This window comes from Bradyrhizobium sp. SZCCHNGR1005, assembly GCF_032489995.1.
Lineage (GTDB): Bacteria > Pseudomonadota > Alphaproteobacteria > Rhizobiales > Xanthobacteraceae > Bradyrhizobium.
The window spans coordinates 446,202-462,428 of the sequence record NZ_JAUEZC010000001.1 but is presented as its reverse complement, the minus strand read 5'-3'; the positions used below and the strand labels follow the sequence as shown (position 1 = coordinate 462,428).

Annotated in this window: 19 protein-coding genes; 5 read left to right on the top strand and 14 right to left on the bottom strand. The window is 65.5% G+C overall.

What is annotated here, in order from left to right:
* Positions 1 to 41 precede the first annotated feature (41 nt).
* From QXZ85_RS02195 to QXZ85_RS02185, 3 genes are all read left to right on the top strand, one after another.
* Positions 42 to 665, top strand: coding sequence for a hypothetical protein (locus QXZ85_RS02195; protein ID WP_315706859.1), 624 nt, complete (start codon positions 42 to 44; stop codon positions 663 to 665).
* A gap of 201 nt (positions 666 to 866) precedes the next feature.
* On the top strand, positions 867 to 1,100 hold the full coding sequence (locus QXZ85_RS02190; RefSeq protein ID WP_315706860.1) for a DUF6894 family protein: 234 nt from the start codon (positions 867 to 869) through the stop codon (positions 1,098 to 1,100).
* A gap of 265 nt (positions 1,101 to 1,365) precedes the next feature.
* Complete coding sequence (locus tag QXZ85_RS02185; RefSeq protein ID WP_316173473.1) at positions 1,366 to 3,054, top strand: methyl-accepting chemotaxis protein; 1,689 nt, start codon at positions 1,366 to 1,368, stop codon at positions 3,052 to 3,054.
* Positions 3,055 to 3,057: 3 nt separating this feature from the next.
* On the opposite strand, the gene QXZ85_RS02180 is transcribed toward QXZ85_RS02185, so the two are convergent.
* From QXZ85_RS02180 to QXZ85_RS02150, 7 genes are all read right to left on the bottom strand, one after another.
* On the bottom strand, positions 3,058 to 5,763 hold the full coding sequence (locus QXZ85_RS02180; RefSeq protein WP_316173474.1) for a DUF2339 domain-containing protein: 2,706 nt from the start codon (positions 5,761 to 5,763) through the stop codon (positions 3,058 to 3,060).
* A 161-nt stretch (positions 5,764 to 5,924) separates the two neighbouring features.
* Positions 5,925 to 6,431, bottom strand: coding sequence for a protein tyrosine phosphatase (locus QXZ85_RS02175; protein ID WP_315741670.1), 507 nt, complete (start codon positions 6,429 to 6,431; stop codon positions 5,925 to 5,927).
* A gap of 18 nt (positions 6,432 to 6,449) precedes the next feature.
* The gene (locus QXZ85_RS02170; RefSeq protein ID WP_315706864.1) at positions 6,450 to 6,692 is read right to left on the bottom strand and encodes a hypothetical protein; all 243 of its coding nucleotides are present in this window, start codon (positions 6,690 to 6,692) and stop codon (positions 6,450 to 6,452) included.
* Positions 6,689 to 6,928, bottom strand: a complete 240-nt coding sequence (locus QXZ85_RS02165; protein WP_315706865.1) for a hypothetical protein — start codon at positions 6,926 to 6,928, stop codon at positions 6,689 to 6,691. Before QXZ85_RS02165 ends, QXZ85_RS02170 begins: the two co-directional genes overlap by 4 nt.
* Positions 6,929 to 6,932: 4 nt before the next feature.
* Positions 6,933 to 7,547 carry an HD family hydrolase gene (locus QXZ85_RS02160; protein WP_316173476.1) on the bottom strand — a complete coding sequence of 205 codons (615 nt, stop codon included), beginning with the start codon at positions 7,545 to 7,547 and terminating at the stop codon, positions 6,933 to 6,935.
* Positions 7,544 to 8,185, bottom strand: a complete 642-nt coding sequence (locus tag QXZ85_RS02155; protein ID WP_315706867.1) for a DNA-3-methyladenine glycosylase I — start codon at positions 8,183 to 8,185, stop codon at positions 7,544 to 7,546. Before QXZ85_RS02155 ends, QXZ85_RS02160 begins: the two co-directional genes overlap by 4 nt.
* Complete coding sequence (locus QXZ85_RS02150; RefSeq protein ID WP_316173478.1) at positions 8,182 to 9,063, bottom strand: folate-binding protein; 882 nt, start codon at positions 9,061 to 9,063, stop codon at positions 8,182 to 8,184. Before QXZ85_RS02150 ends, QXZ85_RS02155 begins: the two co-directional genes overlap by 4 nt.
* Positions 9,064 to 9,263: 200 nt before the next feature.
* Here QXZ85_RS02150 and QXZ85_RS02145 point away from each other — a divergent pair, with 200 nt between their 5' ends.
* Entirely contained in the window at positions 9,264 to 10,598 is a 1,335-nt protein-coding gene (locus QXZ85_RS02145) for a dihydroorotase (RefSeq protein WP_315767423.1), read from the top strand.
* A 187-nt stretch (positions 10,599 to 10,785) separates the two neighbouring features.
* Here the strand turns inward: QXZ85_RS02145 and QXZ85_RS02140 are convergent, their stop codons facing one another.
* From QXZ85_RS02140 to QXZ85_RS02125, 4 genes are all read right to left on the bottom strand, one after another.
* A complete protein-coding gene (locus QXZ85_RS02140) occupies positions 10,786 to 11,052 on the bottom strand; it encodes a hypothetical protein (protein ID WP_315706870.1) in 267 nt (88 codons plus the stop codon).
* 185 nt (positions 11,053 to 11,237) lie between these two features.
* Complete coding sequence (locus QXZ85_RS02135) at positions 11,238 to 11,615, bottom strand: TIGR02301 family protein (RefSeq protein ID WP_315706871.1); 378 nt, start codon at positions 11,613 to 11,615, stop codon at positions 11,238 to 11,240.
* Positions 11,616 to 11,676: 61 nt separating this feature from the next.
* Complete coding sequence (locus QXZ85_RS02130; protein ID WP_316173480.1) at positions 11,677 to 12,096, bottom strand: NUDIX hydrolase; 420 nt, start codon at positions 12,094 to 12,096, stop codon at positions 11,677 to 11,679.
* 70 nt (positions 12,097 to 12,166) lie between these two features.
* The gene (locus QXZ85_RS02125; RefSeq protein WP_315706873.1) at positions 12,167 to 12,715 is read right to left on the bottom strand and encodes a hypothetical protein; all 549 of its coding nucleotides are present in this window, start codon (positions 12,713 to 12,715) and stop codon (positions 12,167 to 12,169) included.
* Positions 12,716 to 12,778: 63 nt separating this feature from the next.
* On the opposite strand from QXZ85_RS02125, the gene QXZ85_RS02120 reads away from it, so the two are divergent.
* The gene (locus QXZ85_RS02120) at positions 12,779 to 13,549 is read left to right on the top strand and encodes an SOS response-associated peptidase (protein WP_315706874.1); all 771 of its coding nucleotides are present in this window, start codon (positions 12,779 to 12,781) and stop codon (positions 13,547 to 13,549) included.
* A gap of 101 nt (positions 13,550 to 13,650) precedes the next feature.
* Here the strand turns inward: QXZ85_RS02120 and QXZ85_RS02115 are convergent, their stop codons facing one another.
* From QXZ85_RS02115 to QXZ85_RS02105, 3 genes are all read right to left on the bottom strand, one after another.
* Positions 13,651 to 14,232: an NUDIX domain-containing protein gene (locus QXZ85_RS02115; protein WP_315767424.1), complete on the bottom strand. Its 582-nt coding sequence runs from the start codon at positions 14,230 to 14,232 to the stop codon at positions 13,651 to 13,653.
* A 15-nt stretch (positions 14,233 to 14,247) separates the two neighbouring features.
* Entirely contained in the window at positions 14,248 to 14,694 is a 447-nt protein-coding gene (locus tag QXZ85_RS02110; protein WP_315706876.1) for a GNAT family acetyltransferase, read from the bottom strand.
* Between the two features lie 91 nt (positions 14,695 to 14,785).
* On the bottom strand, positions 14,786 to 16,213 hold the full coding sequence (locus QXZ85_RS02105; RefSeq protein WP_315706877.1) for an FAD-binding oxidoreductase: 1,428 nt from the start codon (positions 16,211 to 16,213) through the stop codon (positions 14,786 to 14,788).
* Positions 16,214 to 16,227: the final 14 nt, after the last annotated feature.

The following is a 16,227-nucleotide window of genomic DNA, read 5'->3' as shown; positions in this document are numbered from 1 at the left end:
TTATCGCCTGCTCGCTGCATGGTTAGGGTCGGAGTTTCAGCATGCTTGCGCGTCTTATCCTGGGGACCGTTACCGCCGGTGCCATGATCGCGCCCGCAATCGGGGGATCGATGACCGCCGATGAGGCCCGCAAATTTGTGGCCGGCAAGGTGTTCGCCTTCACCTGTGTCGATGGCACGCGCGGCGCGGGCCGTATCCTAGACGACATGGGGGCTGCGGGTGCGGTGCAGTTTGCCGGCTCCGGCCCGGTCCGCCATATCCGCCTGCCCGGCAACACGTTGCAGATCCGCGGCCAGAACGTCTGCGCCTCGCTCAAGGGCCTGCCGTTCGAGCCCTGCTTCAACCTCGACAAAAAAGACGATCGCAGTTTCCGCGGCTCCGTGTCCGGACTCGGCTTTGCTTACTGCGACTTTCAGCACCAAGGCGGCGCCACCATGTTGATGGCGCGCGCGGTGGCGCGCCCGCATGCGCGTAGCACGCGTACTGTCGGCGCGGCCGATAGCTCGCAGGTGACCGCACGGGTCGAGACGCCGCGCGTCGAAAGCAGCAAGATCGAGCCGATCAGGTCCGAGGCGATGAAGCCGGAGCCGGTCAGGGCCAACAGCGCGGCACCGTCCGACAGCAAGTCGGAGGGCGCTCCGGAACTGCGCCGGTCGACAGAGTAATAGCTTCGTCTCGCGGCAACTCCCGACATCTGCAATGCGCGCCTCAGCCGATGGCTGCGGGCAGCAATGTTTCGCAACAAATCTCCTGCTCGCAAAGCGGTTTGAATGATTGCGCCGTAGTCCCACGGCCCCCTAGATTCATGTCCCGATAGCAACTCTCGGTTAGTTTGGGTCGAGGGGGCCATGTGAAAAGGGGCGTTGATGTCGCTTTATTTCTTCCGCATCAGTCACGGTCGTTTTGCGGGCGCGGCTGATCAGCCTTACGAATTCGCCAATCGCGAGTCGGCGTGGAACGAGTTGACGGCGGTCTGCGCCGACCTGATCGGCGGCATCTCGCGTACCCTTCGGGAAGATGCGGAGTGGCGGATGGAATTGCTCGACGAAGCCAAGCAGCCGGTGTTTCGAATTCGCTTGGTCGCGGAGTCCATCGGATAGAGCATGATCCGGAGTCTGATTTAGTCCCGCTGTGCCGCGTCAGCCATGACCACTCCCCCCGATACCGGCGATCTCATCAGTATCGGAGTGTTGTCCGTAGTAGAGCGGAGTTTCCGGTTAAGGAACCCTTTGCGGAACTGCATCAATGTGGCGATCGGAATTTCCGATCGGATCATTTCGCATTCGAGTGCAGTTCGCGCCGCCTACGCGCATGCGCCGTTGTCGCAGCTCGCAGGCTGATTGCACTCCCTGGTGGGGACATCACATGGCCACTCTGTCCATTCGTGCCAAGATCATTGCCGTCATCGTCTTCATGCTCGCAACGACGTCGGGCCTCGGCCTTCTTGCCGTGTACAGCATGCGCGCGATCAATGCGCACACCGTCGACATCGCGGAGAACTGGCTGCCGAGCGTACGCACCATCGGCCAGCTGCGCGCCGATATTAACCTGTTGCGCATTGCGCTCCGCGCCCAGGTGATGTCGGAAACGGAAGAAGCCAAGCAGGCAGCTGACAAGCGGCTCGCGGGCATCTTCGAGGCGATCGCAAACGATCGCAAGAAATACGAGCCTTTGATCACGTCGCCGGAAGAGCGAGCGATCTACGACAATTGGTCGCAGGCCTGGGACAAGTATGTCGTCGGTGTACGGCAGGTCATGGACGAGTCGCACAAGAGCGTTGGCAGAATCCCGCATGAGGCGACCGAGCTTCTGGACAAGCAGGTCGCCGTGATCGCGCGTGCGGCCGACAATTACTTCGTGCAAGATATCCAGCTCAACGACAAGGGGGCGGAACAGGCGACGCAGGCGGCTGCCGAGGGCTATGCCAGAGCTTTCTGGCTGGTGCTGATGATCATCGGCGCCGCCATGATTGCCGGCATCGCGGTCGGAATCTCGCTGGTGCGCAGCGTGTCGCAGGGCATCGCCTCGATCATCACGCCGATGCAGGCGCTGGGGGCTGGCGACTTGAGCGCCGAGGTTCCGCATCGTGGCGAAACGACCGAAATCGGCGCGATGGCCGACACGTTGCAGGTCTTCAAGGAGGCGCTGATCGCGAAGAAAGCCGCGGACGAGGCTGCTGCGCATGATTCCGAAGCCAAGATCGAGCGTGGCCGCCGGGTCGACAACATCACGCGCCAGTTCGAGGCCACGATCGGCGACATCGTCAACACGGTGTCATCGGCCTCGACCGAGCTCGAGCACTCCGCAGCCTCGCTGTCGTCGACCGCAAACCGCTCGCAGCAGATCTCGACGATGGTCGCTGCGGCCTCGGAGGAAGCCTCCACCAACGTTCAGTCCGTCGCATCGGCCACCGAAGAGCTCTCCTCGTCGATCACCGAGATCAGCCGTCAGGTGCAGGACTCCGCGCGCATGGCCCTCGAGGCTGTCGAGCAGGCGCGGATGACCAACGACCGGGTCGGCGAGTTGACCAAGGCCGCCGCTCGCATCGGCGATGTGGTCGAACTGATCAACACGATCGCAGGGCAAACCAACCTGCTGGCGCTGAATGCGACGATCGAGGCGGCGCGGGCCGGCGAAGCCGGCAAGGGCTTTGCGGTGGTTGCCACCGAAGTGAAGGCCCTTGCCGAGCAGACCGCCAGGGCGACCGACGAGATCGGCCAGCAGGTCTCTGGCATCCAGGCGGCGACACAGGAATCGGTCGGCGCCATCAAGGCGATCTCAGGCACGATCGAGAAGCTCTCGGAGATCTCGTCCGCGATCGCCGCCGCCGTCGAAGAGCAGGGGGCCGCAACGCAGGAGATCTCGCGCAACGTTCAGCAGGCGGCGCAGGGCACGGAGCTGGTGTCGTCGAATGTTGTCGACGTGCAGCGCGGCGCGACGGAGACCGGCAGCGCCTCCTCGCAGGTGCTGGGCGCGGCGAAGTCGCTCGCGCAGGACAGCGACCGCCTCAAGCGCGAGGTGGCGCAGTTCCTGCAGTCCGTCCGCGCGGCGTGAGATTTATTGGCTCGGCGCGGCTGCTTCCGGCAGCCGCTTGCGAAACAGGATCTTCTGATACAGCCAGCCGATCGCGACGAGGACGAGGCCGAGGCAGATGAACGACAGCGCGCGGTAGACGCCCGTCAGCGTGGACATGTCGATCAGGAAGGCCTTGGCGATCGTCAGCGCGATCACCACGGCCGAGGCGAGCCGCGCGCGCTGCGACTGAATCAGGATGCCGACCCCGAGCAGAACCACGCCGAAGCCGAGCCATGCGATCGAATAGGTGTATTGCTCGGCTCCGCTGGTCGCGCCCTCGGCCAGGTCGGGGCCGTGATAGAGCCTGCGGATTTCCAGACTGACGTAACTCAACGCAAGGATCAGCGCGCCGGCGGCCAGGCTGTTGGCGTAGACGACTGGGCGTCGGCCTGCGACGGCGTAGGACAACAGCAGCATCAGGATTGCCGGAAACGCATAGGCGAGCAGCAGCAGATTGAGGATGCGGCCTTTGATCTCGACATCCGAGATCATCGGGTTTTCCAGCAGCAACAGCCCGAACACACTGCCGAGCACGGCGAAGACGGTCAACAGCACCGCGCCCGCATCATGGATGACGCTCCCGCTGCGCAGGCGCAGCCGTTCGAGGCCGATGGCGAGCGCGAGCGCGACGCAGACGTCGAGGCCGGCTTCCGCGAGCGAGGGCACCGCCAGCATGTCGCCGCCATTGACGGCGTGTCGGATCTCCAGGAAGGCGAGCAGCACCGTGAACAGGATCGCGGCTGCCTCGACCGCACGCAGCGGCGCATCGTCGCCGCGCGGCCGCATCAGGGAGCTCGCCGCCCAGAATGACGCCGCCGGCAGGCCATAGCCCCACAACAGCCAGTTGAAGATCGGCGTGCTGCCGACATCGTCACCGACGATCCGCGGCTCATAGCCGATCCGCAGCAGCACGAGGCCGGCGAAGACAGCGGAGAGGGTGCGCAGGAACGGGATCGGCCGCTGCGTGGCGATCCAGGCGGTGCCCAGCGACATCAAGGCGAGCGCGATCGTCAACCAGCCCTTCTCCAGGGCGAAGGTCAGTGCGAGCGCCAGCGCGCCGAGTGCGCCGGTCGCAAACAGCGCGACCGAGACGTTCAGCCCTGGCCTGGGCTCGCGGCGCGACAGGGCTTCGGTTGCGGCAGCAAAGGCTGCGGCCAGCAGCACCGCAAGGATCGCGAACGGGATCGAGCGGTCGAGATGGGCGATGCGCGCGTAAAGCGCAACGAGGAGCGCCACGGGCGTGAAGACGCCGGCGCCCGACCAGATGATGGGTACGATGGCATGACGGCTTCGGCCCTGCGCGAGGAAGCCGGTTGCGCCGAAACCGGCGGCAAAGATGGCCGCAATCGTGAGATGCAAGGCGACGGATTCGCCGGTCGGGCTCGATCCCATGCCGGGCAGGGCGCCGCCCGGCAACACCAGCATGTCGGGATTGTCGCGCACCGCCCATTCCGCAAACACGATGAAGACCATCGCCGCCGCCGCGCCGATGGCACCGCTTGCGGCAGGCGCCCGCCAGGCGACCGTCAGGGTGCCCGCGACCAGCGCCGCGAAGGCGATCAGCGCCACGCCGTCATGCAGGCTGGCTAGCACGATCAGCATCGCGCCCAACAAATAGATCGCCAGGGATGCCGAGGAGATCGGCTCGAACTCGTCGCCGGCGGCGTCGGGGCCGAACATGAAGCCACAGACGACGATCAGGGCTGCCAATGCGAAGCCCACGACGACGTGGAAGACGTGCGGTGCCACCATCGACAGCCCGCAATCCAGGCAGGGCAAGGTCCACAGGAAGGCGAGCACGATCGTGGTGATCGCGAGCCAGCGCCACAGCCGGATGCGCGCCAGCGCGAAGGCGGCAGCGGTGACGACCGCCAGATAGATGTAGAGGGCCCAGTAGTTCGGCTCGTCCGACGAGACCAGCACGGGGGTGACGAAGGCGCCGGCAATGCCGAGTCCGGCGAGCGCCGGCCCGTGCAGCAGGGCCGTTGCCAAGGTGCCCAGCGCAACGATCCCGAGCAGCATGAAGGCGGTTGCGGGAGCGAGAAAATCGTAGAGCGCGTAGGCCGCATAGACCGTGGCGAATGCCACCGCCGTCCCCGCCGCGGTCAGGATCGCCGGGATGTTGGCGATGGGTAGCGGCGCGATCTGCGACAGGCTCTCCTTGCGCCGCGCCCATTCGCCGGAACCGAGCAGCGCCAGCGCGAACAGCCCGCCCAGGGTTACGCGCACGGCAGGGCCGACCAGGCCGGCCTCGATCGAATAGCGCACCAGGAAGAAGCCGCCGAGCGCGAGCGCAAGCCCGCCGATCCACACCACCCAGCGCGTGCCGATCCGTTCCTCGAAGCCCTGGGCAGCCGGCTGTGGCGCGGCTGAGGGAAGCGGCGGGGGCAGGTGCCGCGCTTCGTCGCTGGTCTCCCCTGGGCCAGCAGCGGCGCTCGTGCTGGCGATCTCGGGCTGGTCGGGCGGGAGCGCGGCGGACTCTTCCGCTTCCAGCGAGGCCTCTGGCTCCTGCGCGGGCGTGAGCGGCGGCGGCACCGCCACCAATGTCGTGGCTTCGGCTCCCGCTCCTGCCTCCAGGCGATCCAGCCGTGCGCGCAAGCGTGCGGCTTCTCCTGCTGCCTTGCGGGCAAAGACCAGCGCGCCGATCGCGATCAGGAGCGCAATCCAGTCTAGCGGCCAGTCGAACATGCTGCGTCTCGAACTCGGTGCCGGGGTCCGGCGGTTGCCGCAAAGGTCAACCGCACCGCGTCATTCCCCAGCTGGCTGGACCGCGGCCAATGGAGCAGATGGCAGGTTCCCGTAAGTCTCGATCCCGCGGGCAAAAGTTCAAACCGCCCGCAGCGATCTGCTCAGTCGAGCTCGATCCGGAACGGCCGGCCTTCGGTCGACATCGCGCCCGGGCCGATCGCGTCGATGGCGCGGATCATGCGTCCATCCCGCCCCAGCGCCGCGTCGGCAAGGCTGACGATCAGGCGGTTCGGTGCGGCGATGGGCGAAGCCGCGCGGATGGCCCTTGCGATCGCGAACTCATCGCGGTGCGGATTGAGCGCGCAGGCGGCCGCGAAGGCGCTGGCGGTCGAGCGGCTGATGCCGGCATAGCAATGCACCACCAGCGGCGCCTTGCGGTCCCAGCCGCGGACGAAGTCGAGAACCTGCGCCACGTGGTGCTCGCAGGGCGCGACGAAGCCCTCGATCTCCTCGGTGATGTCGTCCACCGACACCTTGAGGTGATTGTGCGGCAGGATGGCCTCGGGCGTCAGCACCTGGTCGACATTGGCCATGACCGTCAGCACGTGGCTGGCGCGGGTGCGACGGACCGTATCGGGCAAGGCGGCGAGAGAGCAGACGTGGATCATCCCGAAAAGATGTCGCGTTCAGGGTTGTCGATGTCGCTTGAGCTGGCGCAGCTGCTGGCGGGCGAGGGAGGCGTTGCCCTCGATCTCGGCATTCAGCCGCTCAAGACGATCGAAGAGACGTTCGCGCCGGGCCGGCGTGGGCTGGGACGGGGCCTCGACGGGCTTCTCGGCCCAGGGGCGGCGGATGAACAGGGCAAGGATCCACACCATGGCCGCGACTGCCAACGGCATGCTCAAAGCATAGATCTGACCGACCGTCATCGGAGGCCTCCCAGAAGCCACTGTGCACCTAAATGTAGGAGCAAACCCGCCGCAAAGCAAACCGGGGCCGAAACGTAGACCAGGGTGGGGTCGGTGCTCTGGGGCAGGAACCCATAGATCTCCTGGCCGATCGGGACGAAGACTCCGACGGAGATGATCGCGGTCGCCAAGGTATTGGCCCAGTTCGCAAGCAGCTTCAGCCGCTCATTGCGGCGTTCGTCCGGCGTCAGCGGCATCGCATCAGGTCCCTAGAACGGCATTGAAGCGCGTCAGGAAGCGTTTCTCGGCCTTCGAGGCGCTCCACGGCGTCAGGTAGTCGACGCGTGTCGCTTCGGGCAGGCCGGGATCGCGGCCGAACAGCCGCTTGGCCTCGCTCTCGGAGAAGCCCGCAAGCTCCGTGGCCTCGAGATAGGCGGCGCCGCGGTCGGCGGCCTTGATCTGCCTCTCGATGTCAGGCGCGAGCTCCGCCGGCAGGCCGAAGCGGATGTGGATCGCGCCCAGCAAGCGTTTCTCGACCGTCTTGTAGTCCGCTCCCAGCACCGCCTTGAACGGCGAGATCATGTCGCCGATGACATATTCCGGTGCGTCATGCAGGAGGGCGGCGAGCCGCAGCCGGTCGTCGATGTTCGGATTGCGCGTGCGCATCACGGCCTCCACCAGCAGCGTGTGTTGCGCCACCGAGAAGATGTGCGCCCCGCGCGTCTGGCCGTTCCAGCGCGCCACGCGCGCGAGCCCATGGGCGATGTCGGCGATCTCGATGTCGAGCGGGGAGGGGTCGATCAGATCGAGCCTGCGGCCCGACAGCATGCGCTGCCAGACGCGGGTCTGGCCGGGTGAAGCCTTCTTGACGCTCATAGGGCTTTGGGGCGCGGGGCTTTGAGGCGCGGGGTGCGGCGTTTGCCGCTGCAGGTCTCGTGGCAGAAGCAGGTGACGAGATGATCGTTGACCATGCCGGTCGCCTGCATGAACGCGTAGACGATCGTGGGCCCGACGAATTTGAAGCCGCGGGTCGATAGTTCCTTGGAGATCTTGATCGAGAGCGGGGTCGAGGCCGGCACGCTCGCGGTGGTCTTGAACTCGTTCACCTTGGGCCGGCCGTCGACGAAGTCCCACAGGAATTTCGAGAAGCCCTCGCCTTGCTCCTGGATCTTGAGCCAAGCCTTGGCGCTCAGAATCGTGCCCTCGACCTTGGCGCGGTTGCGGACGATGCCGGCATCGTTCATCAGCGCGTGGATCTTCTTGTCGGTGTAGCGGGCGATCTTCTCCGGTTGGAAATCGTCGAAGGCGCGACGGAAATTGTCGCGCTTGCGCAGGATCGTGATCCAGGACAGCCCGGCCTGGAAGCCGTCCAGGATCAGCTTTTCATAGAGCGCGCGATCGTCATATTCCGGCACGCCCCATTCGGAGTCGTGATAGGCGACGTAAAACGGATCGTCGCCCGGCCAAGGACATCGCCTCAGACCATCAGGATGAAGGCGCGCAGATCTGCTCATGCCACGGTTTGCTTCGGTGCGCCCTGTAGCGCCTCGAGATCGACCACCCGCAGGGCGAGACCGCCCGCGGTCAGCGGCGTGCCGGTCTCGATCGCCTCGGTCGTGCGGTCGATGCGCAGCAGCGCGATACCCGCCTGCGCCGCCGCCGAGCCCATCGTGCCGACCGTCTTGTCGCCCGCGACCACTGGCGTGCCCGGTTCCGGCGCGGGTCCCTCTAGCGTCACCTGAGCCGCGCGGGTGCGCGTGGTGCCGCGATGATGCATGCGGCTGACGACCTCCTGGCCGACATAGCAGCCCTTGCCGATATCGACGCCGTTCAGGCGGTCCATGTTGGTCTCATGCGGGAAGGCATCGCCATAGGCGAAGTCGAGGCCGCCCTGAGGGACGCTGTGAGCGATCCGTTGGGCATCATAGGCGCCGACATCGGCGATCTCGGCGCCTAGCTCGGCGGCCACGTGCGGCAGCTCGTCCTGCGGCGCGATCGCGCGCCAGCCGAGTTCGGGCCGTCGCGGGTCGGCAAAGCTCAACTCCGGCCGAGCTGCGGGCGTGCCGCCCCAGGCCGCGACGACGCCGAGCCGATCGGACAGGTTTTCGATGCTGATCTTGGCGCGCAGCTTGTACAAGTTGAGCTTGTCGGTCAGCGCCTGGGCCAGTGCCCGCGGGCAGTCGAGCAGGAAGCGCTCGCCAGCCTCGGAGGGCATCTCGGCGATCAGGAAATCGACGATGATCTTGCCCTGCGGCGTCAGCAGGGCGCCGAACCGCGCCTCGCCAGGATGGAGCTTGGTGACATCGGTGGTGACAAGGCCGTTCAGGAACTTGCGTGCGTCGGCGCCGCTGACCTGGACCACGCCCCGGTCGGGGAGAAAGGTCGCTTTCATTCTGCAAAAACCTCTTGCGACACGCCGCACCGAAACGTAAGCCGCCCTGGCACAAACCACAAGGCGGAAACGGTGTCGCAGGGTGGCTTCATTCTCAAGATGAAGTTGAACTGCCTGCAGCAGACTAGCAAATGGGCAGGCGTGTAGCATGATCGCTTGCTGCGCCAAGCCGTGTGGAGAATGAAATCCTACGAGGGATCATGAGCCAGCGCTTCGACCTCATTCTGAAATCCGGCACCGTCGTCAATCAGGACGGCGAGGGCGTGCGCGACGTCGGTATCACCGGCGGCCGGATCGCCGAGATCGGCGCGCTCGGCGGGGCCTCGGCTGCCGAGGTGATCGACTGCAAGGGTCTGCATATCCTGCCCGGCGTCATCGACACCCAGGTGCATTTCCGTGAGCCTGGGCTCACGCATAAGGAAGATCTCGAGACGGGCTCGCGCAGCGCCGTGATGGGCGGCGTCACCGCAGTGTTTGAGATGCCGAACACCAATCCGCTGACGGTGACCGAGCGGGCCTTCACGGAGAAGGTGAGCGCCGGCCGGCATCGCATGCATTGCGATTTCGCCTTCTTCATCGGCGGCACCCGCGAGAATGTCGAGCAGCTTCCGGTGCTGGAGCGCGCCGAAGGCTGCGCCGGGGTGAAGGTGTTCGTCGGCTCGTCCACCGGCTCGCTGCTGGTCGAGGACGACGACAGCCTGCGCCGCATCTTCCAGGTGATCCGCCGCCGCGCGGCCTTCCACGCCGAGGACGAATACCGCCTGAACGATCGCAAGAGCCTGCGCGTCGAGGACGATCCGCGTTCACATCCGGTGTGGCGCGACGAAGAGGCGGCGCTGCTGGCGACGCAGCGGCTGGTCACCCTCGCGCACGAGACGGGAAAGCGCATCCATGTGCTGCACGTCTCGACCAAGCAGGAGATCGCGTTTTTGCGCGACCATAAGGATGTCGCTTCGGTGGAGGCGACGCCGCATCATCTGACGCTCGCCGCGCCCGAATGTTACGAGCGGCTCGGCACCCACGCTCAAATGAACCCACCGGTCCGTTCGGCCGATCATCGCGACGCGATCTGGTGGGGCGTCGAGCAGGGCATCGTGGACATTCTGGGCTCCGACCACGCGCCGCATACGCTGGAGGAGAAGGCGAAGACCTATCCCGCCTCGCCGTCCGGCATGACCGGCGTGCAGACGCTGGTGCCGATCATGCTCGACCACGTCAATGCCGGGCGGCTCTCGCTGCAGCGTTTCGTCGATCTCACCAGCGCCGGCCCCGCGCGGCTCTACGACATCGCCTGCAAGGGCCGGATCGCCGCGGGCTACGACGCCGATCTCACCATCGTCGATTTGAAGCGCAGCGAGACCATCACCAACAAATGGGTCGCTTCGCGCGCCGGCTGGACCCCTTACGACGGCCTGCGCGTGACCGGCTGGCCGGTCGGCACCGTCGTCCGCGGCAGGCGGGTGATGTGGCAGGGCGAGCTGTTGACGCCTGCGACCGGCGAGCCGGTGCGGTTCCTGGAGACGCTGAAGCCCTGATCAAGAATCGTGCAGTGGGCAAAGGCGCGCGCGACGATGTTTTCGCGTTCGCGGTGACGGAAAGCGCCGTGCACCTGCCGTGCCGGAAGGTGGTGGGCACGCTTCGCTTTGCCCACCCTACAAGACTGGCGTCTCTGGAATACCGGCGTGTCCGGTCATGCCGGACGACGATAGCGGAGTGCTGCGGCTACTGCGTCGCGCGCGACAGCGAGAACTCGCCGTGGCGCACCCGGGTCGACAGCGCTTCCACGAAGGTCGCGACGGCGTCCTCCCCATAGGTGCCGACCAGCTCGGCCAAGGCGGCGAACAGGCTCGCCTGGGCCAGGCAATCGCCGTCGACGCCATCATGGCGCGCTTCCGCCCAGGCCTCGTTGAGATAGCTGAGCGCGGCCTGCTTCTGCTCGTGATCGGGCAGGACGGCGTGGACGGTGCTGAAGGGTACGGAATGGCTCATGAAGACTGTCGGTCGGACTGTTGGCGCGATTCTCCGGGCGGGCGCGCCGGACCCGAGCTGTTTACCACGGCCAGGGCGCTCGCCTAGGCAGTTCTTTAGGAAAGGTTAACGGGATCGCATAATCGCGTGGATGGTCTGACCACGATGCGCTGCCACGGGCGCGGCGAACAGAGTGTTCGACCGGATCAGTTGGCGTAGCGCGCCGTGAGGTCGCGCGAGATCTTCGCGCCCTCGTCGATATAGCGGCGGATCGCCACCATCGCTGCCGGCGTGCAGGTGCGATAGGTCTGCTGGAAGCCGTTATAGCCGCGGTTGAAGCCCGCGATCATGCGGGTGCGGCGGTCGCCTGAGGGCGTTTCGGCATCGATCAGCGCCTGCATCTGGTTGCGCCATTTGGCGCCCTCATTGGCGCCGCAGATGCCGCGGAGGTAATGCAGGGCGCCGAGGATTTCGGCGAGCCGCTGCAGGTCGCCGTCGAACGGCGCAGCTGCCTGCTGTGCGCGCGCAGGCGCCGCGGCGCACGCCGCAATGACGAGAAGGACGGCCAGGAGACGTTTCGACATCAGGGGTCCGTGATAGGCCTTCGCAAGGTGCGGAGGCAAGGCGGAACAGGTCGCGCTGACCTTACAGTAGCCGTTGAGACGCCGCGACGATCTCGGGCAGGCCCGCGGTCAGGGCCAGGCCGCCGAGCGCATCCGGTGCCAGCCATTGGAAATCATCCAGCTCGGCGTTGAGCCGGACCTCGCCGGCGCGCCAGCGCGCCGCAAAGGGCAGGATCACGAAATGGCCGCCGCCGGCGGTCTCGGGCAGCACCTCGCGCCAGCCGGCGAGGGCGACGATGTCGATCGACAGAGCGGTTTCCTCCTCGACCTCGCGGCACAAGGCCGCATGGAGCGGCTCGCCGAACTCGACGCGGCCGCCGGGCAGGGTGTAGACGCCCTTGGCAGGGGCGCGGGCGCGCCGGACCAGCAGCAGCTTGTCCGCGCGAAAGATGGCGGCACTGACCGCGAGCTGGGGATGGTTCGGCGTGGCGGTCGGGGACATCGCGGCGAGGCTCCGGAGTGACGGTACCGTCATCTTACGTCAGGCTTGCAGCGGTCCAAATCCGCTTCGATCAGAAGCTCGCCATGATGGCGTCGACGGCATCGACCTCGTCGATCTCGCCCTCGTCGGGAACAGGATCCGGTTCGAGGTCGCCATTGATCAAGCCGCCGGCCTCTGCGATCAAGGGTTTGACCCAGCCTGTGGCCTGGGTGGCCAGCCTGGCGCGGGTCGCATCCTGCTTGGCGTCGCGCATCGCCGTTCCGACAGCGAGCAGGATGTCGGTCATGGTTTTGGTGATGTGATCGAATCGTTCGCGAATCGAAGGATCGGCCGTTTCATAGGCCTCGATGACGAGATCGCGGGCCTTGAAATTGGTCGCGGTGAAATGCTCTGCATAACTGAGCGGCTTCCATGCCAGAAAATCTTCGGCGCATTCCGGCATGTCCGGGATCATTTCCAGCAGCATCACCGCTTCGTTGAAATGATTGAGGTAGTCGGTTGCGAGCCCGGTGCGTGGGTTGATGTTGGCGGCGCGCAGCATTGCGGCACGATCAACGGTGCCCGTCACTTGCTCGTTCGTGCGATCGGTCTGCACGGGTGGTAGGGCCGCTGTGCTCATCCGCTGCAGTGTTGGCGTTTGGAGTTAAAAGGTCCTGAACGGTCAAATAATTTGAGTGGGATTATGTGCGGACGTTTCGTCATTACTTCACCACCCGCAGCATTGCGGCAGATGTTCGGTTACGAGGAGCTGCCGAACTTCCCGCCGCGCCACAACATCGCACCGACGCAACCCATTCCCGTTATCATCCTCGATAACGGCGCGCGACATTTTCGCTTGATGCGCTGGGGCTTGGTTCCGGCCTGGGTCAAGGATCCCCGTAATTTCACGTTGCTGATCAACGCACGCGGCGAGACCGTGCGCGAGAAGCCCGCGTTCAAGAACGCGCTGAAGCGGCGGCGGTGCTTGGTTCCCGCCGACGGCTATTATGAATGGCAGAGCGCGGATGGCCGCAAGCGGCCGTTCTTCATCCATCGTCGCGACGGTGCGCCGATGGGGTTTGCGGCTCTCGCCGAGACCTGGGCCGGGCCCAATGGCGAGGAGGTCGACACGGTGGCGATCGTCACTGCAGCTGCAAGCGCCGAACTCGCCGGTTTGCACCATCGCGTACCCGTCACCATCAGTCCGGCCGATTTTACATTATGGCTGGACTGCAATGCTCATGATGTCGACGAGGCGATGCAGCTGCTCGGGCCGCCGGAGGACGGCGTGTTCAGCTGGTACGAGGTCTCGACACGCGTCAACTCCGTCGCCAATGACGACGCGCAATTGATCCTGCCGATCACGGACGAAGAGCGCGCGGCGCAGGAGGCGCCGAAAAAAGCCCCGAAGAAGGCGGTTGCGCGAAAGGCGCCAGCGCCGCCTCAGGACGACGGGCAGGGCAGTTTGTTTTGAATTCGCTCCTCGCCCGGCGAAAGCGCAGGCCCATGATCACTGGCGTCAATCGTTGCGCGCCAGTGTTGGCCGGGATGCCCGATCGAATCGCGCGATCCGCTCTAGACGAAAATCTTCAGCGCCGCATGTTGCAGCAGCATGATGGTCTTGGCATCGACGATGCGCCCATCGGAGATCATTGCCAGGGCATCTTCAATCAATAGTTGTAAAACTTCGATCTCCTCGCCTTCATGCGCGAGGCCGCCCCCGGCGCTGACGCGCATTTGCGGCTCATATTCGGCGACGAAGAAATGGATCTTCTCGGTCACCGCGCCCGGGCTCATGAAGGCCTCGAACACGAACTTGACGTCATGCAGGCGGTAGCCGGTCTCTTCTTCCGTCTCCAGGCGGATGCGCTCTTCCGGCGTGGCGTCGTCGAGCAGTCCGGCGGCGGCCTCGATCAGGAGATCGTCGTGGCCGTTGACAAAGGCCGGATAGCGGAACTGCTTGACCAGGATGACGCTGCGCTTTTGCAGATTATAAGGCAGGATCGCCGCCGCATTGCCGCGATCGTAGACCTCGCGCTGCTGGGTCTGCCAGCTGCCGTCGTCGCGTCGCCACGCCAGCTTGGTGTTGGTCAGCTTACCGTAGCTCTGCGAGAGCACGCGGACGTCTTCGACGCGGATGCGATCGGAAATGCTCATCGGGATTCCGGAAGGTTACGGTGTCGCCTCGCGACCGTCGAGCCATTTGGCATAGATGACGCGATCCTGCTCAGAATAATCCAGCTTTTCGTAGAACGCCTGCACCTTGCTGTTGTCCGAGCGCACCATCAGCATCAGCTTGGCGACGCCGCGCTGGCGCAGCCAGTCCTCCGCCGCGTTCATGATGCTACGGCCGTGGTCGCGGCCGCGGTGATCGGGATCGACGCTGACGTAATAGACCCAGCCGCGATGGCCGTCATGGCCGACCATGACCGAGGCGACAATCGTGTTGCCGTCGCGGCCGAGCAGGATGGTGGCGTTGTCGCCGTTGCGCGCCAGCGCGATGTCGGAGGCCGGATCGTTCCACGGCCTTGTTAGCCCGCAGCGCTCCCACAAGGCGATCACGGTCGGCACGTCATCGTCGCCGATGGGAGCGATGGCAAGGCTTTGGACGATATCCATTTCGCTACTCTTGATCTCTTCGGAATCGAAGCCGCGTGTTTAGCGCGCGTGTCTGACAGATTTCTGTCAGGTCACGGCCGCGTCGCTTCGGCTACAGCACCTTCCCCGGATTCATGATGCCGAGTGGATCGAGCATCGCCTTCAGCGAGCGCATCAGCGCGATCGCGGTCTTGTCCTTCACGTCGGGCAATTCGTCGCGCTTGAGTACGCCGATGCCGTGTTCGGCCGAGATCGAGCCGCCCATGCGCAGCACGATCTCGAATACAACCGCATTCACCTCGTGCCAGCGCGCCAGATATTGGCTCGTATCGGCACCGACCGGTTGGCTGACATTGTAGTGGATGTTGCCGTCGCCGAGATGGCCGAACGGCACCGGGCGCGCGCCCGGGATCAGCCTCACCACCGCCTCGTTGGCCTCGGCAATGAACGCGGGCACCGCCGCGACCGGCACCGAGATGTCGTGCTTGATCGAGCCGCCCTCGGGCTTCTGTGCCGCCGAGATGTCCTCGCGCAGCTTCCAGAACGCCATGCGCTGCGCCAGGCTGTCGGCGATCGCGGCGTCGTCGACGATGCCGTCCTCGAGGCCCTTTTCGAGGATCGTCTCCAGCGTGGCGCGGGCGTCGTTGCGTGCCGACGACAGCTCCATCAGCACATACCAGGAATGCTTCGACGACAGCGGATCGCGATTGCCGGCGGCATGCCGGATCGAGAAATCGAGCGCGATCGCCGCGATCAGCTCGAAGCTCGTCAGCGCGCCGGCCGCCTCGCTCTGCGCGATGGACAGCAGCTTGAGCGCATCGGCCGGCGATTTCAGCCCGACAAAGGCGGTCTCGATCGCGCGCGGCTTCGGAAACAGTTTCAGGCTGGCCGCGGTGATGATGCCGAGCGTGCCTTCGGCGCCAATGAAGAGGTTGCGCAAATCGTAGCCCGTATTGTCCTTCTTCAACTTCGACAGCGCATTGAGCACGCGGCCGTCCGCCAGCACCACTTCGAGCCCGAGCGCCATTTCGCGCGCCACGCCATAGGCGAGCGCAGCGGTGCCGCCGGCATTGGTGGAGAGATTGCCGCCGATGGTGCAGCTGCCTTCGGCGCCGAGCGAGAGCGGAAACAGCCGGTCGACCTCGGCCGCCTTCTGCTGCGCCACCTGCAGCACCACGCCGGCCTCGCAGGTCATGGTGTTGGAGGCGGTGTCGATCTCGCGGATCTTGTCCAGGCGCTTCAAGGACACCACCACCTCGCCGTGATGCGGTGTCTGGCCGCCGACGAGCCCGGTGTTGCCGCCCTGCGGCACCAACGCGATCCGATGCTCGCTGGCAAGTTTGCAGATCGCCGCGACCTCAGCCGTGGATCCCGGCCGCAGCACCAGCGGCGAGCGGCCGTGGAACAGATTGCGCTCCTCGGTGACGTAGGGCGCGATGTCGCTCGCCTCGGTCAGCGCCTGGCGCTCGCCGACGATGGCGGCGAATTTCGCGATCAGGTCGGGCGGCAATGGCGGCACGGCGGGCTGGCTGATGTTCATCGTGTCTTGCTTCC